The organism is Shewanella inventionis, from assembly GCF_014641855.1.
In the GTDB taxonomy this organism is placed as follows: domain Bacteria; phylum Pseudomonadota; class Gammaproteobacteria; order Enterobacterales; family Shewanellaceae; genus Shewanella; species Shewanella inventionis.
In genome coordinates, this window is sequence record NZ_BMII01000016.1 from 1 (window position 1) to 22,952 (window position 22,952).

Genomic DNA, 22,952 nt, shown 5'->3' on the forward strand with positions numbered 1-22,952 from the left:
TTTCTGTGCCTTCTATGCTGCTTAATAGTATTTTGACGTAGAGCAACTATGCCTACAATCCTATTACTTGCCTAGAAGGCACAGAATTCCCGCTGAATGACCAGATAATTAGTGGAATTGGTATTACTCTTGCTTACAACCAAAATGAGGCATATCTCATTCACTTCTATTTAACATTATCTGCATTTTAATTAATTTTAATCATTTACTTAAATAAGCCTTGATCTCTGATGTGAGCGCAGGCATAGTTGCTTAAAAGGTGTAATGGTGTAGCGTTACAAAAATACATCAATAACAAAATAACAGTTTACGTGTGGTCTAGGCCAGCAGTCATAAGAGAGTAATGAGTATGCAACAAGATACGATTAACAATGTGCACATTAGTTCAGAACAAGTATTAGTAACGCCAGCAGAATTAAAGCAAGAATTACCCTTATCGAGTCATGCTTATCAGTATATTCTCAATGCGCGTAAACAAGTGGCAGATATTGTTCATAAACGTGATAACCGAGTGTTAGTCGTTACCGGTCCGTGCTCTATTCATGACATTGATGCCGCGAAAGAATATGCATTAAAGCTAAAAAAACTTCATGATGAACTCAGTGATGATTTCTATATTTTAATGCGTGTTTATTTTGAAAAGCCACGCACAACAGTTGGCTGGAAAGGCTTGATTAATGACCCAGATATGGACGAGTCATTTGATGTTGAAAAGGGTTTAAGGATGGCGCGCGAGCTGATGATTTGGTTAGCTGAACTTGAGCTTCCAATTGCTACAGAAGCATTAGATCCTATTAGCCCGCAGTATCTTTCAGAGCTCGTGACCTGGTCTGCTATCGGCGCGCGTACAACTGAGTCGCAAACCCACCGTGAAATGGCCTCAGGTTTATCGATGCCTGTAGGTTTTAAAAATGGCACGGATGGTAAATTAGATGTAGCAATTAATGCATTAAAGTCAGCTGCGAGCAGCCATCGTTTTATGGGAATAAACCAAGAAGGCCAAGTGTCATTATTGCAAACTGCAGGTAATCCAGATGGTCATATTATTTTACGTGGTGGCTCTGTACCCAATTATGACGCAGCTAGCGTGGCAGAATGTGAAGCACAAATTCACAAGGCCAAACTTAATGCTCGTTTAGTCGTTGATTGCAGTCACGGTAATTCCTCTAAAGACCATTTACGTCAAAAAAATGTTTGTGAAGATGTATTTAACCAAATTGAAGCAGGCAATAAATCGATCATTGGTGTTATGCTTGAGAGCAATATCAATGAAGGCAATCAAAGTTCAGATAAGCCATTATCAGAGCTTAAATACGGTGTTTCTGTAACCGATGCCTGTATTGATTGGGAAACAACTGAAACGATTTTACGACAAGGCGCTAACCAGTTGTCTGCAGTTTTACCGACGCGATTCGATATGCTACAGGTCGCCAATGGTTAATGGATAAGAATATGAACGAAAAGACTACTGCTGATCTTGAGAATTTACGTGATCTAATAGACGGTGTAGATCAGCAATTGTTACATTTACTTCGAAAACGTTTAGATTTAGTGGCTCAAGTTGGAGCCGTTAAGCACTCAGCTGGTGTGCCAATTTATGCTCCACAACGTGAAGCATCTATGCTAGCTAAGCGTCGCGCCGAAGCTGAAAACATGAATGTTTCGCCGCAATTAATTGAAGATATTTTGCGTCGATTAATGCGTGAATCGTATCTTAATGAAAAGGATGTCGGCTTTAAGCAAATTAAGCAAGATTTAGGGCATGTTGTGATTGTGGGCGGTGAAGGCAAGTTAGGACAACTTTTTAGCCAGATGCTGAAGTTATCTGGCTATAAGGTTAAAAGCCTGGACAAAAATGATTGGCAACATGCTGATGCAATTTTTGATGGTGCTGGCCTAGTCATTGTTACTGTACCGATTAATGTCACCTGTGAAGTTATCCGCGAAAAGTTAACCCATTTGCCTGAACAGTGTATTTTAGCGGATTTAACCTCCATAAAAGAGAAACCACTGGCTGCCATGCTTGACGCTCATAAAGGGCCGGTAGTGGGGTTACACCCAATGTTTGGCCCAGATGTAGGCAGCCTAGCTAAACAAGTTGTGGTGGTGTGCCATGGGCGTCAATCAGATGCCTATCAATGGCTATTACAGCAAATTGAAATCTGGGGGGCGCGTATTGTTGAAGCACAAGCCGAACGTCATGATAATGCAATGCAACTTGTTCAAGCAATGCGCCATTTTTCGACATTTGTTTATGGTTTAAACCTCTGTAAAGAGGAAGCCGATATTGATAATTTGTTGCAGTTTAGTTCTCCTATTTATCGCTTAGAGCTTGCTATGGTTGGCCGACTATTTGCTCAAGATCCTGAACTTTATGCCGATATTATTTTTGCCCAAGAAGGTAGTTTGCACGCAATTAGTGATTATTTAGATAACTATCGTGATGCGCTTGCCATGCTAAAGTCGGGTAACAGACAAGAGTTTGTAGAGCAATTTCAACGTGTTGCAAAATGGTTTGGCGATTTCGCACCGCAGTTTCAACATGAAAGCCGTGCCATGTTACAGTCTGTTAATGATATGAAAGCAGGTTAATGATTTTTAATCGTTCAAATTATTGCTAAACCGTGACACAAGGCTTATGTTTAGCTAATAAGATATACTGAACTTGTTGGTTTATTTATTTTAGCTTGCATCAAAAATTTGCCTTTGGAGGAGAACCATGTCGATGACGCCATCGAATATGTTGCCTATACAACAGGTTGAAGATAATTCCCTTGGGCATTTTCTTTACGGCTTAATGAGTGCTTTCCCATTATTTTTTGTGCCTGTTTTATTGAGCCTATGGGTTAATTTAATTCAAAAAAATGTTAATCCAGACTCAGTGCTAGCCAGCCATTTACGTTGGCAACGTATAAGTATAATTGGTTTATGCCCATTTTTTATTGCGGGTTATTGGACCAGCCCATTGTGGTTAAGCGTACCTATGTATTTGCTTGGCGTTAGCTGGTTTAGTTACCGAATATTTAAAGGCTGGATAAGCCTTAATGATGGAATAGCTGTTTAAATTTTTTAATCCCCAAATAAAAAAGCCGAAAGTCATTTCGGCTTTTTTTATGGCGTTTTACTTTATGTTCAAGTGGGTTAAGTACTCAGATTATGATACAAGGCATGAATAATGTCTGCTTGAGAACTCTCATCATGATGCAGTAGCACAATACCATCAGCTTTGAGTTGTTTAATGGCATTGGCATGATTAGGTAATAATGCTTCGTTGATACAAAAACTGGTATTCACAATCACGGGCAAATGACTGCGCGATTTCACTTCAACAATACCCGCTAGGTCCAGGTTGAGCTGTTCAGGATGAGTGAAACTTCTAACCCCCGACTCGCACAATCCAAGTTGTTGATTGCCGTGGCTAAGAACCGTATCAGCGGCGCTTAACCAATCATCAATACTCGCCATTGTATTTCGCTCTAATATTACCGGCAAATTCACCGAACCAATTAACGCTAGCATGTCCGGATTATACATTTGTTTACCCGCCAGTATTAACATGTCAGCTAATGGACTCGCTAAAACGAACTCTTGCTCTTGCTCAATTTGCATTACGCAAAGAAGACCGGCTTGTTCAATGACTTGAACGTGTTGCTTTAGCTGTTGCTCATTTAATTGATTTTTTAAGTCATTAAGCAGTATTGCTTGAAAACCCGATTCTTTAATCAGTTTTGCCTGGGTTGCCAGTACGGTATTGTCTATTGGTAAATTAATTTGTTGCAGTGCACTAAATTGACCAGCACCTAGTTGAAAATGCTGACAAATTAACTGTGTATCCTGGGCTTTATAAGCTCTAGCATGTTTTGCTTGATTGTTAGGTTGAGTTTTTACGGGCTCTTGTTTAGAACTGTCTGGCTCTATCAGCAATTGTGCTTGAGATAATTGAGTGGGTTTAACCGTTTCACAAGGGTAACATCCTAACACCTTAATAAAGCGTGTTAATCGCTCAAGCTCTTTAATTGCCTGCTGTACTTCGCGAGTAGCTAAGTTGCCATCAATGTCCAAATAAAACATCTCTTCCCATGGAGTACCTGGAATAGGGCGAGATTCCAGTTTGCTCATGTTTAAGTTATGTGCCTTTAATACCAATAGCGCTTCAACGAGCGCACCTGGCTTTTGACCTGTTGCCATAATCAATGTAGTTTTTGCCGGCAGCTGCGATGGAACAGCAGATGCTTTTCTGGCAACCACGATAAAACGGCTTTGATTTATTTTTTGATTAGCCAATCCTTTTTCTAACGCTACTAATTGATAAAGTGCTCCACCTTCAGCACTACCAATGGCGGCCACAGTGTTATTATCAGCTTCAATTACTTTTGTCATCGCTTCTGCACTACTGGAGCAATACTCAAGTTTAATATGAGGGTACTGACTTAAATAACGACTACATTGGCTAATAGGCTGCGGATGAGCGTAAATGGTTTTGATATCACTTATCTTGCTATCAGGTTTTGTCAGTAAACAGTGGCCAACTTCGATGGTGGTTTCACCCACAATGGATAATGTGGTGTGTTGAAGTACGTCATACACTTCATTGATTGAACCTGACGAGGTATTTTCTATGGGTAAAAAACCGTAATCAGCATGGCCTGATTCTACTGCGTTGACGATGTCATCAAAACTTTGGCAACCAAAGTCAATCATGTCTACTTGACGGCGTGAACAATAGCGAGTGGCTGCTAAATAGGAGTAAGAACCTCGCGCGCCTAAATAGGCAACGGTATATTGTTGTTTTTGAGTATCAGGATTAGCCCGGCCATGCAGGTAGGTTTGTTGAAATAAAACTGAATCTTCAATGATATTTTGATATAGAGACAGAACAAAGTGTGCGTCAAGCCCTTGCTCCCGCCCCTGCTGCACTAAGCGTTCTAGGAGTTCTTTTTCTCTTTGGGTGTCTCGTATTGGTCTGACATCGATTTCTTTACTGCGCGCCACATTTAAGCTCAATTGACGACGTTTAGACAGCAACTCTAATAACGATTTATCTAAGGCTGTTATTTGTTCACGAGTTTGACTTAACTCTGGTGGTTTTTGCATATTAACCTCAATGTGACGCAACAGACTGATGTAGGTTGGATACAACAGTATTTATAATACAAAAAAGCCTCCCAATTGGGAGGCTTTGGAATTTTCATTTTCGTTTTTACACAGAAAATCCGCCTCCATGGGTGGGCTGAGTAAAAAAGAAAATAAAAAGGCTGAATATTTTTGTGTTCATGGATTAAAACTAAAGCTACTGGGTTAACCTGTCAATGTAATTTTACTCAACAAGGATGAATTGCTGACAAAATAAAGCGCACCCGAAGGTGCGCTGGTTAATAGTAAATAACATCAAGCTGCGTTTTCCTCCTTATAGACATACTCAAACTCGTCATCTGTGTCATTGGGTAATGACACATGTCGTTGAGCATGGGGTTTGTGAGTCAGGCGGTTTAGCTGTTTTTCCAGCTTTTGTCCCATTGCAGTAATCGCTGCGTATAGGTTTTCACTTTTCGCCTGGGCAAATAAATCTCCACTAGGTAATCCAACCGAAGCCTCAATTTTAAACAGTTGCTTTTCTTGTGTGATAATAACGTGCGGATTAATTAATTGAATATCGTGTCGAGATAGTTTTTCTAATCTTCCTTCAATGCGTTCGCGGATAAGGGCAGTGACTTCAAGTTGTTTGCTAGTGATTTTCAGCATATTTAGAACCTTCTTGTTGTTTGCTTGACTTCAGGTTACCAAGGTTGAACATAAAAATCGTGATCTAAATCACATTTTTGCCTGTGTTTATTTTTGACTGCTGCATATTTGATCTCTTAGGCATTTTTAACTAAAAAATGGCAAAATGTGCTTGTATTACGCAGCAGAACAGCTCATATTTGAATGAATAAGTTGATACTCTATTAACTTTTTTGTGTATTTATTGCACTATTTACAACGTCGGGTAAGCTACTAAAATCTGCATTGTTACTGCGTTTGTTTTACTCCTCTTGTTACTCCACTCTTATAAAACATAGTTAGCTTATAAAACAGAGTTAGCTTATAAAACAGAGTTAGCTGTTCGTTTATCCACCATTGTGTGAGCACGATAAATCAGCGCTTGACACTGCCTGAGTCTTTTTTCCTAAAGCAGCAAAATCTGACACAGATTTGGATTATAATCTCCGTAAGCAAATGGTTATAGGCAGTTATCAATGAGTATAGAACAGCAAAAAATAAAGGTGTGGGATTTTCCAATTCGATTATTCCATTGGTCTATGGTTGGCTTACTGGCTGGCTTGTGGTGGACCGCCGAAATTGGTGAAATGCAATGGCATCAAGTATTGGCCTATGTGTTAATGACGCTGATTTTATTTAGGCTGGTTTGGGGATTTATAGGCAGTGAAACGGCTAAGTTTAGCCATTTTTTTGTTGGGCCTAAAAAAGTCATTCAATATGCACTGACCAAGCCTAAACCCCGTTCTTTAGGGCATAACCCTTTGGGTGCCTATATGGTATTTGCCTTACTTGGATTGATAATGTTGCAATTAACAACGGGCTTATTTGCCACAGATGAGATTTTTACAGAAGGCCCGTTAATTCATCTAGTGTCTTCTGATACTGCCAATTGGCTAACTTGGTTGCATAAAACAAATTTTAATGTGATTTTAGGTTTAGTTGTATTGCACGTGGCTGCTGTGATTGTGCACGTGGTTAAAGGCGAAAATCTAGTTAAGGCGATGTTTAGTGGTTATAAATATGTGAGTGGTCAAGTAACTGCGCCTGCATTACGCTCACCTTGGTTAGCATTGGTGATAGTGGCGTTGTTGTTTGCTGGTATTTGGTTGCTACTGTTAGGGCCTGTGGTGAGCTTTTTGTAGATCAGCATTTTTGCGATGATAAAAATAAAGCCCATAACGGGCTTTATTTTTTAGATTGTTCTAGTACTTATTAATCTTTTTTGTAAACGTCATGACAACCTTTACAGCTTTTACCCGTGTTAGCAAAAGCTTGTTTGATTTGGTTTTGGTCACTTGATTTAGCGGCAACGGCCAATGCTGCAGCGTTATCTTTAAATGCTGTCATTTTGCTATCGAAGTCTGCTTTGTCTTGCCAAATTTTAGCTAACGCTTCAGTGTCACCTGTATCGGTTCCATCAATAAAGCCTTCATGAGGGAGCTTAGAAAGTGCTGCTACATTGTCTGCACGAGCACTAAATACACCTGCGTCAAATGGCTTTTTGCCTTTGAGCATGGCGCCCATATCACCAAAGTTGTATGCAATTAGGCTAAACGCAGATTGACGATATTCAATGGCATCAGTCGGCTTTTCAAAGTTGTTAGCGATTGCAGCAGGGATGATTATTGCAGTTGCTACAATGGCAAGTAATGTCTTTTTCATCATATTCCTTCTCATCTTTCTAGTAATAGTAAGGGTTCCATAAGCACTTGGTTTCGTCTGATCTACATATCGTTATTAGTATAAATGTGCAATCAGTCACGGTTTATTCTACACAATTTTTATATCTAGATGCGATAAGTTTTCTTACTACTTATCAACGGAGTACTTTTGCAAAGTACTGAGAATAATTGATACACTTGTACTGTTTCGGCATTACTACAAAGAGAAAAAATTATGCGTGCCAACTGGAATTTAGTTGTAGATAAAATATTGACCCATACAAACGAAGAAGACTTGTCAGTGTTATTTCAATTATTATTAACAGAAGAAGAGCGCAGTGCGGTGTCAGGGCGATTACAGGTATTTCAAACATTGTTAGCAGGTGAAATGAGCCAGCGACAAATTGCATCAGAACATCAAGTGAGTATCGCAACCATTACTCGATGTTCAAACTATTTAAAAAATATGTCTGCAAGCCAACGAGCTAAGGTCAGAAAGTTAATTCTTGACTAGAGCCTGTTGGCTTAATTGTTATGCTCGTTTATTGCCGTATCCCTTTAGGGTATTTATGGTGTCGGTAGCTTGACCGTCGCATAAACAAGTAAGCGCCATAGGTGGCTAAACACAAAGCAAATAGCGTGCTCGAATCTTTGGGGTAAAAACGATAAAGACTGAGCGCCGAAAATACATAGATAAAAGGCATTAAACCGTACAAGGTCTCAGGTAATGCTCCTGCTTTACGTTTGCGCTTGGGATCCGTGCGACGATTTTTAGAGCGTAAGTTATAGATGTGAGCACCGTATAAATACACCACTATTGAAGCCGCAAGGGCGTAACTTGGTTCTAGCAAAAATATGCTAGCTGTGCCAACAATCATGTAGCTGTATGGCAATAGTTCGTATATTGGTTTGATTAACATAAGCACTCCGTCGCTATGTATTAATTTTTATATGAGTAGGCAATTAGTAAAGGATCATCATGGTTTTGTTGTCCATTTCCACCATGGGGATAAGTCTAACTAATTGTTGTTTTCTGATTAAAGTATAACGTAAATAGAAAGGCACTGCCTAGAACTTAGACAATGCCTTGTTGTTTTTTCAATCTTTCTGATGACGCAGAGTGAGTTTTACTCAGCGTTATTAGTGACAGCCACAGCCACCATTACCATCACACCCTGGTTTTTCTGAGCCACACGAACCGTGTTCATGGTCATGATCGTGTCCGTGACTCCCACAACCACCTTGCGCATGAATATGGCCATGTGCAAGCTCTTCTGCACTCGCTTCACGTACAGCAATCACTTCAACGCTAAAGTTTAATGACTGGCCAGCTAGAGGATGATTACCATCAACTACAATGACGTCATCTTTTACTTCAGTAACCTGAACAGGGCGTTGACCTAATTCTGTTTCGGCAATAAAACGCATGCCAGGAATAATATCTTCGATGTCACCAAAAGCACTGATAGGGACTTCTTGCTTTAGGCCAGGGTGGTACTCACCATAACCTTGAGCTGCGGGGATATTGGCTTCTACTTTTTCGCCAGCGGATTTGCCTTCTAAGACTGATTCGAGACCAGGGATTAAGTTTTCTGTCCCATGTAAGTAAACCATTGGTTCACCTTCAAAAGAACTTTCGATCAATTCACCTTGCTCATCAGATAAGCGGTAATGAATCGTGACCGCTGCATGTTTTGTAATTTTCATATCGCCTCCAATTCGTGATTTGCGCATCATACCGTATTTTACGAGTCGCCTGCGACGATAAACATCAGTTTTTGCTTATTCAATCACAGCTTTTTTTATTTTGTAGCCAGTTAAATGTCAAAATTGAGGTTATGTTGAAAATAAATCACTTTATGCGGCACATTGTCACTATGCTGTTTCAGTTTGTGTTTATCTCGCGTTCCTCTTTGTGATAATTGTTAGATACGTATTTTTGAATATTTTAAAAAATCATTATAAACAGATGTTTAAATTTTATAGCGCCGTGTTAAGTGTGATTTTTAGCCGATTTAGGGAGAAAAAAACTGACCGAATGTCGTTATTGCTAAACTGTGAAGTTTGAAAATAATATAAATCAACTTATTTTTAAAAATAACTAACAAATAAACTGTAAGCAGGGGTTGACAAGTCTAGGTAAAAAAAGCAATTCTGTTACCCAATGTGTATCAGCTGATTTAGCGGCAACTCTGTATTTGCCGCTAAAATAAAAATGAGATTGTTAATGTTGACCATCATGCTCGTTGTAATTACTACCATTACAACCACCACTATCACCATAGTGGGGGCGGGCTGATTACACCCTAAAAGATTTGTACAACAAGCCCGCTTCCCACAATAGAAGCGGGCTTTTTTGTTTTTAATTCAATAATATTAAATTATGGTCACCATGCTTTGGTGGCAGGGAGAAGTAAATGAAAGTAATGAAATTTGGCGGAACTTCGCTGGCAAATTGGTCTCGTTTTTCAATGGCAGCAGATATTATTGCAGACTCTTCAGTTACAGAATCTGTTGCTACGGTACTTTCTGCCCCTGCTACAGTGACTAACGCATTGCTTGAAATGGTCGATTTGGCCGTTAGCCAACAAGATTATCAAGCTGTTTTAGACCACATCAACCAAGTATTTAGCAGTTTGTTTACCGAAGCATCTGTTTCACTTCTTAATGCGCAACAATTTGAACAATTATCAGCAAAACTTGCGGCGCAAATGTTGGTTTGGCAAGACAAACTCCATGGTATTAAGTTGCTTGGTGAATGTCCTGACAGCGTACGAGCGCAAATTGTGGTGACGGGTGAGCGCTTATCCGCAGCATTAATGGAACAGGTTATGCTGGCTAAAGGGCTGTCGTCTTCACAATTAGACCCCGTTGCTATGTTTTTAGGTCAAGGCCAACCATTAGAGTCTGTGGTTGATATCAGCGTGAGTAAACCTCGATTTGCAAACCTGCCTTTAGATAAATATCGTGTTTGGGTGATGCCTGGTTTTACCGCTGCCGATGCCCACGGAAATGTGGTGACGTTAGGGCGTAATGGTTCTGATTATTCAGCAGCTGTATTAGCAGCATGTTTAGATGCATCAAGCTGTGAGATTTGGACAGACGTAGACGGCGTGTACAACACTGATCCTCGTGTTGTAGCGGATGCTAAACTTTTGTCGCAATTAAGTTATCAGGAGGCGATGGAGCTGTCTTATTTCGGTGCAAAGGTATTGCATCCTAAAACAATTGCGCCTATTGCTCAGTATCACATTCCTTGCTACATCAAAAATAGCTTCAATCCTTCGGCTCCCGGTACTTTAGTGTCCAATGAGGCAGATAAAACAGGGTTGCAAGTTAAGGCGATTTCTAATTTAGATAACCAAACCATGTTTAACGTTTCAGGTCCAGGAATGAAAGGCATGGTGGGGATGGCAAGTCGTACTTTAGCGGCCATTTCTCGCAGTGGTATTTCTGTGTCGCTTATTACACAGAGCTCATCTGAGTATAGCATCAGTTTTTGTGTGGCGACTCATGAGGCAAACAAAGCCAAATCTGCGTTAGAACAAGAGTTTGAGCTTGAAATAAAAAATGAGTTGTTAGAGCCAATTGAGCAGCGTCAAGACCTGTCGATAGTGTCATTGATTGGCGATGGAATGAAAACCCACAAAGGCGTAGCCGCTAAGTTTTTTAGTGCATTAGCTAAAGCGAGTGTGAACATTGTTGCTATTGCTCAAGGATCATCAGAACGCTCGATTTCAACCGTTATTCAGCAAAAAAAGACAAAGCACGCTATAGGTGCCTGTCATCAAGCCTTTTTTGATGTGCAGCAATATGTTGATGTCTTTTTAGTGGGCAGCGGCAATGTAGGGGCTGGATTGTTGGATCAAATTAAGCAACAAACAGCCATGTTAAAAGAACAACATATCAGTATTCGCGTATGTGGTATCGCCAATTCTCGCCAAATGCTGCTCAATAGCCAGGGGATAGATCTTAATGAATGGCAATCATTATTAGCAGAAAAGGGCCAAGATTACGATTTAACTAAGTTACTCGAATGGGGTCAAGAACAGCAATTGTTAAACCCAGTTCTCGTTGATTGTACCTCTAGCGAACTGGTTTCTGATTGTTATATTGAAGTCATGAATGCAGGCTTCCATGTGGTGACTCCTAATAAAAAGTCGAACACTCGTGATTATGCTTATTATCAAGCACTACGCCAAACGGCATTGGCCCAGCGTCGACAGTTTTTATATGAAACCACTGTCGGGGCAGGTTTGCCTGTTATTGATAACTTGAAAAAACTGCTTTATGCCGGCGATAAGTTGCACAAGTTTAACGGCATTCTTTCTGGTTCGTTGTCGTATATTTTTGGCATGTTAGATGAGGGCATGAGTTTGTCTCAAGCAACTGCTATTGCGCGCGAAAAGTGCTTTACAGAGCCAGATCCTCGTGATGATTTAAGCGGTATGGATGTTGCCCGTAAAGTACTTATTCTTGCTCGTGAAGTAGGGTTGCCGCTTGAGCTCTCAGATATTAATGTTGAGTCAGTTCTGCCTGCATCATTTGATGATTCAGGTGATGTTGAGCAGTTTATGGCTAACCTAGCATCTCTTGATGTGGCGATTTCAGAAAGAGTCGCCGCGGCTAAAGCCCAAGGTAAAGTGCTACGTTATGTTGGCCAAATCGATGAGGGGCAATGCCATGTAAGAATCGTTGAGGTTGATGCCACAAATCCATTATACAGCGTTAAAGGTGGTGAGAATGCGCTTGCGTTTTACAGCCGTTATTATCAACCTATTCCTTTTGTGCTTAGAGGTTATGGTGCCGGTACTGATGTTACCGCAGCAGGTGCTTTTGCTGACGTGTTAAGAACCCTAAACTGGACTCGTGAGGTTGGGCTATGAATCAAGCGGTAAAGGTAAGCCAAGAGATGCTTACTGTGTATGCGCCAGCGTCAATGGGCAATGTAGGTGTAGGTTTTGATTTACTGGGCGCAGCGCTAGCGCCCATCGATGGCTCATTACTTGGCGATAGAGTGATGATCAGTGCGGCTAGCAGTGGGGTTCATTTTAGCCAAGTAGGCCAGTGGGCTCATAAATTACCCGCTGAAGGTAAAGACAATATTGTTTACCAATGTGCTGAATTTTTTTTACAGAAGCTGGAACGCCAAGATGGCGTTAAGATTAGTTTAGAAAAAAATCTTCCGGTTGGGAGTGGTTTAGGATCGAGTGCGAGCTCGGTCGTTGCTGCGCTTTATGCGTTAAATGAGCATTTTGGTAAACCGTTTGATGAGCAAGCTTTGCTAGGGCTAATGGGTGAGTTTGAAGGTAAGATTTCAGGCAGTGTGCATTATGACAATGTTGCGCCATGTTATTTAGGTGGCATGCAATTAATGCTTAATGCAAGCAATAAAGCTTGTGCCGCTATTCCCAGTTTTGATAACTGGTACTGGGTAGTAGCCTATCCTGGTATTTCATTGTCTACGGCAAAAATGCGTGAATTACTGCCAGCACAATATGACAAATCAGTCGCCATTGATTTTGGTCGTTACTTAAGTGCTTTTGTTCATGCCAGTTACCAACAAGATGCCCCATTGGCCATTGAGATGCTTAAAGATGTATTAGCTGAGCCATATCGTGCCGCAGCGATCCCAGGTTATACCGATGCACGAGCTGCATTAGCTGAGCTGGGTATGTTAACCACGGGGATTTCAGGCAGCGGCCCGACATTATTTAGTGTTACCGATGATCTCGCCACCGCAGAAAAAGCAAAAGCCTGGTTGATTGAGCATTATATTTCTGAATCTGGTGGGTTTGCACATGTGTGTAAACTTGATGAGTTAGGCACTCGCTGCGTTTAACTCGACATTATTTATTTTTTGAATTTAAAAAAGGCAGTCGTAATGGAATTATACAATTTAAAACATCCATCACAGGTAGTTAATTTCAGTCAAGCGGTACAGCTGGGATTAGGCAAAGACAGAGGGTTGTTTTTTCCAAAATCGATCCCTGTGTTAACTGATATTGATGCATTGTTGGCATTACCTTTTGCTGAGCGAAGCAAAAAGGTTTTAGGGGCTTGGTTGGCCGATGAGCTTGGTCAAGATAGTGTTGATAAGCTTGTTGATAATGCTTTTACCTTTGATGTGCCTCTAGTCAACGTTGATGAAAAGCGCGCTTGTTTAGAGTTGTTTCACGGGCCTACATTAGCCTTTAAAGACTTTGGCGCCCGCTTTATGGCTCAGTGCGTTAACTTACTTGCAGGTGATAAAAAGCTGACTATTTTAACTGCAACCTCAGGCGATACGGGGGCTGCGGTAGCTGATGCATTTTATGGCTTAGATAAAGTGAATGTGATGGTGCTGTATCCCAAGGGGAAAATCAGCGAGCTACAAGAAAAGATGTTTACTACGTTAGGTAAAAATATCCATACCGTCGCTGTGACTTCAGATTTTGATGCTTGTCAGCACCTTGTTAAGCAAGCATTTGACGACAGTGATGTGCGTGATGGTTTAGCATTAAACTCTGCTAACTCAATTAATATCAGCCGATTGTTAGCCCAAATTTGTTATTACTTTGAGGCAGTTGCTCAGTCGAAAAAAGCGGGTAATGATGACATTGTTGTTTCAGTGCCAAGCGGTAACTTTGGTAATTTAACCGCGGGATTGTTTGCAAAAGCAATGGGTTTACCTATTAAACGTTTTATTGCTGCAACTAATAGCAATGATACTGTACCGCGTTATTTGCACGATGGCGCTTGGCAGCCACATAAAACAGTGGCGACTATGTCTAATGCAATGGATGTTTCTGAGCCAAGTAACTGGCCAAGAGTTGAAGCCATTTGTGAGCAAATGGGCTGGCCTTTATCGTTAGTGACAGGCGTTGCTTTGTCCGAATCAGAAACGGCTTTGGCATTAGCCGAGCTTTATCAATTGGGCTATCAGTCTGAGCCACATGCTGCTATTGCGGCTCAAGCATTAACGTTGGGGTTAACAGGGAGTGAAAGAGGGATTTTCCTTGGCACCGCTCACCCTGCTAAATTTAAAGATGTGGTCGATCAACAATTATCGACGGATTTGCCTTTACCTCCTGAATTAGCCGCAGTTGCACAAAAGCCCATATTATCTGCAGAATTAGACGCCGATTTTGAGCAGCTAAAAGCTCATATGTTTTCTGTATTAAAGTAACGTCTTGGTTTTGCTCTAACACCTAACACGCAACAGGGTTGTGGTTAGGTGTTTTTTTATATTCCAATATTATGATCTTGGTCATACCTCATTTTGCATATCATGGTGTAGATTAGAAAAAGCACCAATATTGGCTATTATTTATACATGGCTGTTACGAAATGACGGGAGAAGGTTATGTTGCAACGTTTAATGCGCGATCATAAGCATATTGCCATTTTGTTGAATATACTTTCCAATAAATTGGCTCGATTAGCTGAGGGGCATGGGGTTAACTTTAATCTTGTCAGGGATATTGTTGAGTATATGCAAGGTTATGCCGAGCATAGCCATCACCCATTGGAAGATATTATTTACGATTACTATAGTAATAAGGCCGGTTTGGCAAACTGTGGCCAGTTATATAACGAACATCATAAGTTAGCAGAAGCGTCAGGCTCATTGATTTATAGTCTAAATATGATTTTATCTGATGTGGTTATTTCTCGTGAGAAATTAATCAAAGATCTAGGAGATTATATACAATTACAGCAATTACATATGGAGTACGAAGAAAGAGAGGTATTTCCGCTTTTTGTCAGCACGTTAAATGAGAATGATTGGGATAGGGTATCGGTTCTTTGTCAACAACGTCTTGTGGATGACCCTTTATTTAATGACAATGATAAATCCATGTTTGAAGAGTTACGTGCTTACATAGAGAAAGCTGAAAACCCAATCTAGCGTCTTGTTGAATCATGCCTAACAAAAAGAGCGCTAAATGCGCTCTTTTTAGTGATGTTAGCGACAATCAAAGATTGTGCGTTGGGGTCATTAGAGTACTAATGTACTAACATCGAAATCGAATGAATCATCGATATCTTGCAATTCCTTGAGTAAACGTTGTTTATCTTTAATGGCTTCAATTTCACGCCATTTACGTTTCTTTGACGAGCTTTTTGAGCGGCTTGGTCTTTCAACAACTTCGTCTAGCGCACCACCATAGTCTAATCGATCCATGGTAACCTCCCTTGTTATTATGATGTCTCTCAATGAATAAGTATCATATTTCAACTATAGGGTGCAACACTTGTGTTGCATTTTAGTTACTAAAAAATCACAGTTTAGTGAATTTGCTAGAAAACAATAATGCCGTTCAAACAAGTTGAACGGCATTATTAATTAACCACGCTTTATCGGTTCACACTAGTGGGCTTTTATAATTTACCTTGACGATATAGGTTGATTAAAGCATTACTTGAACTGTCTAGTTCTGTTGCATCTTGGTCTGCACCAATGCGCTCTAGTACATCATTGCCTAACTGCTTACCAAGCTCGACACCCCATTGATCAAATGAGTTAATTTGCCATATTGCACCTTGCACAAATGTGCGGTGTTCATATAGCGCAATTAATGCGCCTAAGGTGGTTGGGGTTAGTTTATCCATTAATAAGGTATTGCTTGGTTTGTTACCCGACATCACCTTATGTTTGGCAATAAGTGCTTTTTGCTGCTCATCAAGTTTACTGTTACTGAGCTCTGCTAATGCTTCTTCAAACGTACGACCTTGCATCAATGCTTGAGTTTGTCCAAAGCAGTTTGATGCTAGCTGATCATGATGTTCACCCAAAGGATTATGACTTTGTAGTGGCATGATAAAGTCAGCAGGAATTAACGCAGTACCTTGATGCAGTAATTGGTGATAAGCGTGTTGGCCATTTGTGCCTTCGCCTCCCCAAATTACCGGGCCAGTACTGTAATCTACATCAGTGCCATTAAGGGTGACTGACTTGCCGTTACTTTCCATATCAAGCTGTTGGAAGTATGCAGGTAAGCCACGTAAATAATGATCGTAGGTCAAAATTACATGAGACTGTGCACCATGGAAATTACCATATAACACAGACAGCATAGCCATAATCACCGGCATATTTTGCGCTAAAGGGGCTGACACAAAATGCTCATCCATTTGGTGAGCACCATCAAGTAAGGCTTTAAAGTTATCCATCCCAACTAATAGCGCAATAGGTAAACCAATTGCTGACCACAAAGAATAGCGTCCACCAACCCAGTCCCACATTGGGAAAATGTTGTTGGCATCCATTCCAAATTCAGTTGCTTTAGTGACATTGGATGTTACGGCGACAAAATGCTTTGCAATATCTTGCTGTGTCGCGCCTTGGGCTAAGAACCAGTCTTTAGCACTTAACGTATTTGTGAGCGTCTCTTGAGTGCCAAATGACTTTGATGACATGACAAATAAAGTTGTCTCAGCATTAAGGCCTTTAAGCTTTTCACAAATCGATGTTGCATCAACGTTGGCGACAAAGTGGCAATTAAGCCCTGCATGCCAATAAGGTCTTAACGCTTGAGAGACAATCTTAGGCCCAAGAAATGAGCCGCCAATACCAATACTGACTACATCTGTAATGGCTTTACCTGTGTAGCCTTTCCATTGTCCTGATTGAACTGACTCAACAAATTCGGCCATTTTGGCTAGGGTTTGTTGTACTTCTGGTACGATATTAGCGCCTTCAGCGATAATCACTTGATCGGCTTTGCTTCTAAGGGCGGTATGCAATACAGAGCGCTGTTCTGTATTGTTTATCACATCACCTTTGAACATGGCGCTAATTTTTTCACTTAAATTGGCTTCATTCGCCAGTGAGAAGAGCAGTTCAAGTGTGTCACTGTTGATGCGGTTTTTAGAATAATCTAAAAACAGCCCACAAGCCTTAACACTCATTTGTTCAAAACGTTGTGGGTTTTGATCAAACAGTGTGCGCATATGAGGTATTTGACTTGTGTGAGCTTGCAGTGCTTTCCACGTAGCGCTTTGAGTGAGTGTAGTCACGAGTAAAGCCTCCTACTGTTTAGCTTAATTTGCTTTTTAGCATAACTTCAAGTTTGCCCTGATCGATGGCAAAGTTACGAATACCTTCTGCTAACTTGTCAACAGCCATTGGGTCTTCATTAAAGTCCCAACGGAATTGCTCTTCAGTCAATGCCGCAGGTGCCTGAACAGTTGATGTAGCAGCAACTAGCTTGCGGCTAATTGTGACATCGCTGTTCGCGAGTTCCTCAAGTAATGCAGGGCCAATAGTTAGGCGATCACAGCCAGCTAATTCGATTATCTCACCGATGTTTCTGAAGCTTGCACCCATCACAACAGTGCTATAGCCGTGTTGCTTGTAGTAGTTGTAAATTTCAGTTACTGAAACCACACCAGGGTCAGTTTCTGCGGTGTAATCTTGACCTGTGTCTTTTTTATACCAATCTAAAATACGGCCTACAAAAGGCGAGATAAGGTATACGCCAGCTTCAGCACAAGCTCTAGCTTGAGCAAAACTAAACAGTAAGGTTAAGTTGCAGTTGATACCTTGCTGTTCTAATTCTTTGGCTGCGCAAATGCCTTCCCAGGTGGAAGCTAATTTAATTAAGATACGAGATTTGTCGATACCTGCTGCTTGATAAAGCTTAATCAGTTTATGTGCTTTATCAATTGAGCGTTGTTTATCAAACGATAGACGAGCATCAACTTCTGTAGAGATACGGCCTGGCACTAATTTTAAAATTTCAACACCGATGTTCACAGCCAATTTATCGCCTGCATCTTCGATTTGTTGTTCAATATTGTTGCTTTGTGTTTTTGCCCATGCAATTGCATCATCAATAAGCGGCGCATATTCTGGAATTTGAGATGCTTTTAAGATTAATGATGGGTTGGTGGTCGCATCTTCAGGCTGATAACGCTTAATTGCCTCTATATCGCCAGTGTCAGCAACGATGGTAGTGAATGATTTGAGTTGCGCGAGTGTGTTGGCCATGAAAATTTCCTCTCGATAAGCAATAAATATAGAACTATATCGTTATTAGAAGCGATTTTGCGGATTATTCCAACTTAAATTGTAAAAAAATTACGAAATAATCCATTATTTACGCCCTGTTTAGGTGGATATTGTTGCTAAATAGACAGAATTGGTTAACCAAGTTGAAAGGTGCTTGCCACTCTATCACTGCAACGTCAGTACTAATCACTGTTGTACTAAGTTTAGGTTGTTCTGAAAACAAAAAAGCCGCTGCAAGCAGCGACTTTTAAAGTGTAGCGTATTATTGTGACAATTAACGCATTACTGGACGTTTTTCAGTACCAGTAACAATTGCTTCGATACGACGGTTAACACGGTTAGCTTCAGCTGAGTTGCCTTGCATAACAGGTTTAGTCACGCCATAACCAATTGAGCTAATACGTGTAGTTTTGATACCGTATTTGTTATTCAATGCATTTGCAACTGCAACTGCACGACGCTCAGAAAGCTTCATGTTGTATTCTGCTTTACCTACATTAGACGCGTGGCCTTCAATAGATACAGTGTGTTGTGGGTACTTAGTTAAGTGGTCTGCTAGTTTTTCTAAATCAGCAAATGAACCCGCGCGGATTTCAGCTGAATCGTTAGCAAATAAAATGCCACCTAAATCATACTTGGTTGTTACGTTTTCATAAACAGTACAACCAGTCGCATCAACTTTGTGTGTCATTGGAGTATCTGGACACTTATCGATGTTATTTGTTACGCCATCTTTGTCATCATCGCCAGCTGCAACAACAACTGGTGCAACAACTGGAGCTGCAGCAACTGGAGCGGCAGCAGCAGTACCGAAGCGATAGCTTAATGCTAATCCCCAGTAGTTGCTTTCCATTTTTAAGTTATTTAATACATCGGCGTCCATGTTTTCATAACGACGGTATTTTGCTTGAAGCTTAAGATTGTCAGTAAAGTTATAACCAACACCGGCACCAAGGAATAGAGCTACACCTGAGTCACTTAGGTTAACGCCGTTAAATTTTTGGTCGTTTTCTAGTAGGTAGCTGTAGGTACCAACTTCAGAAGAAAGACTCCATTTGTCAGCTAAAGGGTAAAAACCGACAACACCAACGCTAACACCTGAAGCGGCAACGTCATATTTGCGGTTATCATTACCAGTCCAATCAGCGTTACCTAAATCGCGGTAACCTAATTCAATACCGATATATTCGTTAAATAAGTAACCACCAAACACATCCCAAGCATATGGGTCATCGTCACCACATGTTAATGCGTTATCGCAGTTCTGTTCATAATCATTAATACCTAAACCACCACCAACATACCAAGGCGACAAGCCTTCTGCTGCAGACGCTGCGAAAGGTAACATTGAGGTGAGTAATACTACTTTTAATGTGTTCTTCATCATAATTTTTAGTCCATTGTTATTTTACTCCACCATATATGCATGTAACGGAGTTGTTAGGGTCATGCATTACTGACACTTAGCGTGGTGATTCTTTGTGTTTTAGTCAGCGGCGCAATTATGGGCTGTAATTAGATGTTTTTCCATAGTAAAAAGGATTAATTTTTTGTAATGGTCAATTATAAGACACCGTTATTTATTTGACTCTCAATTAAAAAGGTGTGTAAAAACAGATGTTAAGGCTTATTGTTTTGTCTTGAGGAGGATTTTAAATGAGTGTTAAATATCGTCTTTATTTTTAATGAGTTAATCAAATACGCCTGAGCTTATTGAATTTTGGGCATAGTTAAAACAGAAATACGCCTTAACGGCGTATTTCTGAGAGCTATTGTCACTTAAATTAGCGTGTCCATACCCAGTTTTCTATTTCTTCAGGATCCACACCGTTAGCTTTGATGTAGTTCTTGTGGTCGACCAAGCGCTGAAGCATGTCTGTTGTAATGGCCACATGTTGTGTTTCATCAATTACACCTTGTTGGAACAACTTATAAGCCATATCGATAACTAAGTGGTATCGAGAAGTACCGTTACGCACGCCCATGTCGAATGGTGTGGTTGTTGAACCTTCTTCCTCATAACCTTTGATACGGAAGCGACGGTTGCCTTTATAGTCAAACACTAATTTTTTGATGGTGTTTGGATAACCGTGATAGTTAAAGACAACCCCTTTATCTGCGGTGAATACTTCATCCATCATCCAAGGCTTGCTTTGGAATTTAAGGCTACCCAAACCGCTACTGTGTAATTCAGATACGCTGACAAAGCGAATGCGAACTCTTGGTAAGATTTCACGAATTAATACCAGTGATGCCATACATTCTTGAGTGGCGTAATCACCACAACCTGCAAGTACCACATCTGGGTTTTCATCAGAGGCGAAATCCCACACCATCACGCCATCTTTAGCCTGTTTACGCGCTTCTTCTAGTGATAACCATTGTGGTAGCGATTTTTTACCCGCAACAATAATGTTTAACTTGTCTCTGTCTGCATAAGCGCGCTCGGTATAAACCAAGGTGCTGTTAGCATCTGCTGGTAAATAAGCAGAGATAATGTCTGGGTGTTTTTCAAGCATCGCGCCAAGGAACGATGGATTCTGGTGAGAATAACCGTTGTGATCTTGACGCTCTAGAAGCGATGAAAGTACTACGTTACATGCAGGAATTGGCTTACGGAAATGTATGCCTTGGCTTGCATGCACATATTTACAGTATTGGTCAGCCATTGAAGATACAACTTGTGAGAATGCTTCATAAGTTGGGAACATGCCGTGACGACCTGTTACTGTATAACCATGCAGCATACCGAAAAGCAAGTTTTCTGATAGCAGCTCGATAACACGACCATCGCGAGACATGTCTTCATCCCAGCTTTCAATTGGCCACTGCCAAGCGCGATCTGTCTCTTCAAATACAGCTTGAAGCTGGTTTGAATAAGTTTCATCTGGGCTGAAGATGCGTAAGTTACGTTGATCTCGATTCAGTTTGAATGCATCGCGCATCCACTGACCCATTTTAAGCATAGAGTAACCACGTTGACCTCGAGGCGTCTCTGCGCCATAGCTGAGCTTGGTTAAATCTGGGTTTGCTAATGCACGTACCACTTCACCACCGTAGCTTAAACGTTGACGTCCACAACAAAGCTCTTTTGGTGGCATTAACGACATAATGTCTTTATCAAAAACTAGCTCACCTGTTTCAGTTGTTTGTACTAGTTCGTCAAATTTATAGCTGGCTAACCAAGCGTCAAGTGCTGCAAGGTGGCCTTTGTCTGTAGCGCAATTATTGACAATAACTTGGTGAGATTCGCAGTTTCCCTCTAATTTTTTACCATTATATTCAGTGGTACCTGTCCAACCTTTTGCTGTGCGCATTAAAATAACTGGCCAACGTGGTTTAACCACATCCTCACCAGAACGAGCTCGACGCTGAATGTCATTTATCATCTCATATGATAAGTCCATTGCTACTGTCATTTGTTCAAAAATGTCAGTATCTAGTTGGTCATCAACAATAATCGGATGGTAACCAAGGCCACGGAATTCTAAATCTAATTCCTCATGGCTCATACGGCCCATACGTGTTGGGCCTGAAATCTTATAGCCATTAATATGAACGATGGGTAATACAGCACCGTTATTAGCTGGAGATACCAAGCGGTTAGCATACCAAGATGCAGCTAAAGGGCCGGTTTCAGCTTCGCCATCACCGATTAAGCAGGCGGCAATTAGATTAGGATTGTCGAGTACAGAGCCCCATGCTACAGAAAGTGAATAGCCTAATTCGCCACCTTCTAGAATTTGGCCTGGCGCTTCAGGGTTTGCATGTGATGGGTAGCCGTATGCGGCTGAGAATTTTTTACAGATATCTTCAATACCCGTTTCGGTATAAGGGATCGTTTCAGGGTAGAAATGGCTTAATGAACCTTCAACAAATAAGTTAGCTTGTACCGCAGGGAAACCATGACCAGGACCAACAAGGTAAATGAATTCACGCTTATGTTTTACAATCAAACGGTTTACATTGGCGTAAACAAAGTTGATCCCCGGACAAGTACCCCAGTGACCTAATAAACGTGGTTTGATATCTGTGTGCTGTAAAGGACGTTTGAATAGCACATTTTGCTTTAGATAAATTTGTGAAGTCGCAAGGAAGTTGGTTGCTCTTACATATTTTTTTAGCGCGATGATTTCATTTGAGTTAGTCATAGTGACCTCGGTTAAAAGTGAAAATATTAAATTAACTTTCTTTGAGAACACTGTATTCGTAATTTAGTTACAATAATGTGGCCTTTATCTAACTTTTAGCGATTGTTTGTATGTCTGAATCTCACTTTTCGTCAATTGCAGCTTAATTGCTTGAAATTTAATAACGATTATCCAGCGGTTTATGAATAGAGCATTCACGTTGGAAGTGATAAAGTGTGATGGAGGTCACTTGTGGTTTTTGTTTTATTTTTGTTGCATTGCAGTGCTATTTACTTAAATCAAGTATCCGGTAAGTAACAAGCTCTTAGCATTATAAAGCCGAAACAAACAATACCTATTAATCTACAAGTTTTAGCTTTTATAATGTTAGCTTCACTTTGATGA

19 protein-coding genes and 1 other annotated feature are annotated in these 22,952 nt (G+C 40.7%); of the genes, 9 read left to right on the top strand and 10 right to left on the bottom strand.

Features of this window, described 5'->3' with window-relative positions; translation table 11 throughout:
* Positions 1-349 precede the first annotated feature (349 nt).
* The 3 genes from IEW93_RS10460 (at position 350) to IEW93_RS10470 (ending at position 3,064) form a co-directional block, all read left to right on the top strand.
* Positions 350-1,441: a 3-deoxy-7-phosphoheptulonate synthase gene (locus tag IEW93_RS10460; RefSeq protein WP_283104399.1), complete on the top strand. Its 1,092-nt coding sequence runs from the start codon at positions 350-352 to the stop codon at positions 1,439-1,441.
* An 11-nt stretch (positions 1,442-1,452) separates the two neighbouring features.
* Positions 1,453-2,592 carry a bifunctional chorismate mutase/prephenate dehydrogenase gene (tyrA, locus tag IEW93_RS10465; RefSeq protein ID WP_188739282.1) on the top strand — a complete coding sequence of 380 codons (1,140 nt, stop codon included), beginning with the start codon at positions 1,453-1,455 and terminating at the stop codon, positions 2,590-2,592.
* Positions 2,593-2,719: 127 nt separating this feature from the next.
* A complete protein-coding gene (locus IEW93_RS10470; RefSeq protein WP_188739283.1) occupies positions 2,720-3,064 on the top strand; it encodes a hypothetical protein in 345 nt (114 codons plus the stop codon).
* Positions 3,065-3,141: 77 nt separating this feature from the next.
* On the opposite strand, the gene IEW93_RS10475 is transcribed toward IEW93_RS10470, so the two are convergent.
* Positions 3,142-5,094 (bottom strand): chorismate mutase, encoded by a 1,953-nt coding sequence (locus tag IEW93_RS10475; RefSeq protein ID WP_188739284.1) that lies wholly within the window; start codon positions 5,092-5,094, stop codon positions 3,142-3,144.
* Positions 5,095-5,151: 57 nt separating this feature from the next.
* Positions 5,152-5,273, bottom strand: a sequence feature (Phe leader region).
* Between the two features lie 115 nt (positions 5,274-5,388).
* A complete protein-coding gene (gene hpf / locus IEW93_RS10480) occupies positions 5,389-5,742 on the bottom strand; it encodes a ribosome hibernation-promoting factor, HPF/YfiA family (RefSeq protein ID WP_188739285.1) in 354 nt (117 codons plus the stop codon).
* 494 nt (positions 5,743-6,236) lie between these two features.
* Here hpf and IEW93_RS10485 point away from each other — a divergent pair, with 494 nt between their 5' ends.
* Positions 6,237-6,902 (top strand): cytochrome b/b6 domain-containing protein, encoded by a 666-nt coding sequence (locus tag IEW93_RS10485; RefSeq protein ID WP_188739286.1) that lies wholly within the window; start codon positions 6,237-6,239, stop codon positions 6,900-6,902.
* A gap of 70 nt (positions 6,903-6,972) precedes the next feature.
* Here IEW93_RS10485 and IEW93_RS10490 read toward each other — a convergent pair whose 3' ends face one another.
* Positions 6,973-7,422, bottom strand: a complete 450-nt coding sequence (locus IEW93_RS10490; RefSeq protein ID WP_188739372.1) for a c-type cytochrome — start codon at positions 7,420-7,422, stop codon at positions 6,973-6,975.
* A gap of 234 nt (positions 7,423-7,656) precedes the next feature.
* On the opposite strand from IEW93_RS10490, the gene trpR reads away from it, so the two are divergent.
* Positions 7,657-7,935: a trp operon repressor gene (gene trpR, locus IEW93_RS10495; RefSeq protein WP_188739287.1), complete on the top strand. Its 279-nt coding sequence runs from the start codon at positions 7,657-7,659 to the stop codon at positions 7,933-7,935.
* A 28-nt stretch (positions 7,936-7,963) separates the two neighbouring features.
* Here the strand turns inward: trpR and IEW93_RS10500 are convergent, their stop codons facing one another.
* A complete protein-coding gene (locus tag IEW93_RS10500) occupies positions 7,964-8,341 on the bottom strand; it encodes a hypothetical protein (protein WP_188739288.1) in 378 nt (125 codons plus the stop codon).
* Positions 8,342-8,561: 220 nt separating this feature from the next.
* Positions 8,562-9,128: a peptidylprolyl isomerase gene (gene slyD, locus IEW93_RS10505; RefSeq protein ID WP_188739289.1), complete on the bottom strand. Its 567-nt coding sequence runs from the start codon at positions 9,126-9,128 to the stop codon at positions 8,562-8,564.
* A 710-nt stretch (positions 9,129-9,838) separates the two neighbouring features.
* Here slyD and thrA point away from each other — a divergent pair.
* The 4 genes from thrA to IEW93_RS10525 all read left to right on the top strand — a co-directional run bounded on the left by thrA (position 9,839) and on the right by IEW93_RS10525 (position 15,312).
* A complete protein-coding gene (thrA, locus tag IEW93_RS10510; RefSeq protein WP_188739290.1) occupies positions 9,839-12,307 on the top strand; it encodes a bifunctional aspartate kinase/homoserine dehydrogenase I in 2,469 nt (822 codons plus the stop codon).
* Positions 12,304-13,263, top strand: coding sequence for a homoserine kinase (gene thrB / locus IEW93_RS10515; RefSeq protein ID WP_188739291.1), 960 nt, complete (start codon positions 12,304-12,306; stop codon positions 13,261-13,263). The genes thrA and thrB overlap by 4 nt, the downstream gene beginning before the upstream one ends.
* A 42-nt stretch (positions 13,264-13,305) precedes the next feature.
* Positions 13,306-14,589, top strand: a complete 1,284-nt coding sequence (thrC, locus tag IEW93_RS10520; RefSeq protein WP_188739292.1) for a threonine synthase — start codon at positions 13,306-13,308, stop codon at positions 14,587-14,589.
* Positions 14,590-14,766: 177 nt separating this feature from the next.
* Positions 14,767-15,312 (top strand): hemerythrin domain-containing protein, encoded by a 546-nt coding sequence (locus IEW93_RS10525; RefSeq protein WP_188739293.1) that lies wholly within the window; start codon positions 14,767-14,769, stop codon positions 15,310-15,312.
* Positions 15,313-15,402: 90 nt separating this feature from the next.
* On the opposite strand, the gene IEW93_RS10530 is transcribed toward IEW93_RS10525, so the two are convergent.
* The 5 genes from IEW93_RS10530 to IEW93_RS10550 form a co-directional block, all read right to left on the bottom strand.
* The gene (locus IEW93_RS10530; RefSeq protein WP_160053078.1) at positions 15,403-15,588 is read right to left on the bottom strand and encodes a DUF3545 family protein; all 186 of its coding nucleotides are present in this window, start codon (positions 15,586-15,588) and stop codon (positions 15,403-15,405) included.
* Between the two features lie 197 nt (positions 15,589-15,785).
* The gene (gene pgi, locus IEW93_RS10535; protein WP_188739294.1) at positions 15,786-17,423 is read right to left on the bottom strand and encodes a glucose-6-phosphate isomerase; all 1,638 of its coding nucleotides are present in this window, start codon (positions 17,421-17,423) and stop codon (positions 15,786-15,788) included.
* A gap of 19 nt (positions 17,424-17,442) precedes the next feature.
* Entirely contained in the window at positions 17,443-18,396 is a 954-nt protein-coding gene (gene tal, locus IEW93_RS10540) for a transaldolase (RefSeq protein ID WP_188739295.1), read from the bottom strand.
* Positions 18,397-18,691: 295 nt separating this feature from the next.
* Positions 18,692-19,804 carry an OmpA family protein gene (locus tag IEW93_RS10545; protein WP_188739296.1) on the bottom strand — a complete coding sequence of 371 codons (1,113 nt, stop codon included), beginning with the start codon at positions 19,802-19,804 and terminating at the stop codon, positions 18,692-18,694.
* Positions 19,805-20,201: 397 nt separating this feature from the next.
* Positions 20,202-22,568 (bottom strand): phosphoketolase family protein, encoded by a 2,367-nt coding sequence (locus tag IEW93_RS10550; RefSeq protein ID WP_188739297.1) that lies wholly within the window; start codon positions 22,566-22,568, stop codon positions 20,202-20,204.
* Between the last annotated feature and the right edge of the window lie 384 nt (positions 22,569-22,952).